At 48.4% G+C, this 2290-nt stretch carries 2 protein-coding genes; one reads left to right on the top strand and one right to left on the bottom strand.

The window, feature by feature from the left end; all coding sequences use genetic code 11:
- A partial coding sequence (locus ACJMLT_RS09380; protein WP_405729926.1) for a shikimate kinase occupies positions 1-1157 on the bottom strand: 1157 nt, incomplete at its 3' end.
- A 179-nt stretch (positions 1158-1336) separates the two neighbouring features.
- On the opposite strand from ACJMLT_RS09380, the gene ACJMLT_RS09375 reads away from it, so the two are divergent.
- Positions 1337-2290: glycoside hydrolase family 10 protein (locus ACJMLT_RS09375; RefSeq protein WP_405729923.1), on the top strand; the 954-nt coding region annotated here is incomplete at its 3' end.

Genomic DNA, 2290 nt, shown 5'->3' with positions numbered 1-2290 from the left:
GTGTAAAGGGGCAGACGTTCTTCGTACAGCTTCTGTGTGGCCGCCTTGTCAGGGGCAAGGGGTCTGCCGTGGCCGCTTTGCAGCAGGTGGGCATCCCGTTTCAGCCAGAGGATACGGCCGTTCCGTTTCAGCATATCCACGTTGAGGGGGTTTTTCACGATGCCGCCGCCGGTGGAAATGACCAGATGATTCCGGGAGGACAGTTCGTGCAATACCTCAGTTTCGATTTTGCGGAAGGCCGCTTCTCCTTCCTTGGCAAAAAATTCGGGGATAGACATGCCAATGCGTTTTACGATCTCATGGTCGGTATCTACAAAGGTTTTCCCCAGTTTTTCAGCGGCTCTTTTCCCTAAAACGGTCTTTCCGCCGCCGCTCATGCCGATCAGAACCAGATTGGAACGTTCCTGCAGCAGACCTGCATTGATTTCTGCAATGCGGCTGTCGTCGATTTTGGTATCCAGAAAAATTTCTACGGCATATTTTGCCTGAGCCACCAGCATTTCCAGACCGCCGGCCGCGGGAATACCTCGTTTTTCCGCTTCCACGATCAGCTGTGTCCGTAGGGGGTTATAGACCACATCGGCCACCCCGCTGAGGCTGGGGAACTTGCTCAGGTCGATGGGGCAGTCGTCTGTCTTGGGAAACATGCCTACAGGGGTCGTGTTTACGATGATCTCCGCATCTGCGTGGTCGCGGTAGCAGTCTGCGTATGTAATGGTATCGGGAGAATCTTTATAATATACTGTTAAAATTTCAGAGGCACCCATTTCTTCCAGTACGGCGATGACTGCTTTGGAAGCGCCGCCTTTGCCCAGTACAAGGGCTTTTTTCTGTTTTACGTCAATGCCGTTATGCTGCAGCATATAACGGAATCCGTAAAAATCTGTATTATATCCTTTCAGTTTTCCGTTTCGGTTGACAACCGTATTCACTGCGCCGATTTTTTTTGCGTGGGCATCCACTTCATCCAGATAAGGGATGACGGTTTCCTTGTAGGGGATGGTCACATTCAGTGCCGCAAACTGTTTTTCCTGCAGGAAAACATCCAGTTCTTCTCTTGTCAATGGGATCAGATCATAGGTATAATCAGCCAGCTGTTCGTGAATGATCTTAGAAAAGCTGTGTCCTAATTTTTCGCCGATCAGGCCGTATCTCATGGTATTTCACCTCGTATCTTTTGTTTTCAAATAGCATAAACCCAACGGAACATTTATGCAATCTTTTTTTCGGCAGGAAGTTTAAGGTTTTTGTAATTTTTTTGCAGGCTATTCTGTGATACAATATTTATGTTAGGGAAAATCATACTATTTTGGAAAGAAAGATTCAGGTGAAAAATATGTATCAATGGATGAAAAAACTGACGGCCGGCCTTCTTTGTGCGGCGTTGGGTATGACTACGATCGCGGTACAGGAGGTTTATGCCGCGGACAATGCGGATATGCGGGCTGTTTGGATCTCTACGGTTTACAGTGCGGACTATCCTTCTACGATCAATAACGAAGAGGCGCAGAAGAACGAGTTCATTCAGAAACTGGAACAGGCGCAGGCACTGGGGCTGAATACGGTGGTAGTTCAGGTGCGTCCCAAGGGGGATGCCTTCTACGAATCGGAACTGAATCCGTGGAGTGCGGTGCTGACAGGAGTACAGGGCATGGATCCCGGCTATGACCCCATGGCCTTTATGATCAAAGAAACCCATAAAAGAGGGATGGAATTCCACGCATGGATGAACCCTTACCGTATCACCACATCGGGTACGGATCTGGCGGTACTTTCCGCCGATAATATGGCAAGACAGAACCCTGACTGGATCTTATCCTACGGCGGCGCCATGTACTACAATCCTGCAAAGGAAGAAGTGAAGGACTATATCTGCGACACAGTGGAAGAAATGGTGGAAAACTATGATGTGGATGCTATCCACTTTGATGATTATTTCTATCCATCCAATTTTCCTCTGCCCGAAGGGGAAACAAGGGATGGCGAAACGGCAAATGAACGCAGGGATCATGTTAATGACCTGATCCGCAGTGTTTACAAAACCATTAAAAAAGCCGATCCTTCTGTAGAATTCGGCATCAGCCCCATGGGGATCTGGAAAAACAGCATTTCCGACCCAGATGGTTCTGCTACAAGGGGGACAGAAGGTTATTACTCTGTTTTCGGTGATGCAAAAACATGGGTGGAAAAAGGATGGGTCGATTATATCGTGCCACAGATCTACTGGGAGCAGGGCAATTCTGCTGCGGACTATGAAACACTGGTACAATGGTGGAGCGACGTAGTCAGA

The sequence above is a fragment of the Anaerotignum sp. genome (assembly GCF_045122575.1).
Lineage (GTDB): Bacteria > Bacillota > Clostridia > Lachnospirales > Anaerotignaceae > Anaerotignum_A.
The sequence above is the reverse complement of the archived record's forward strand: the minus strand, read 5'-3'. Positions and strand labels throughout refer to the sequence as shown.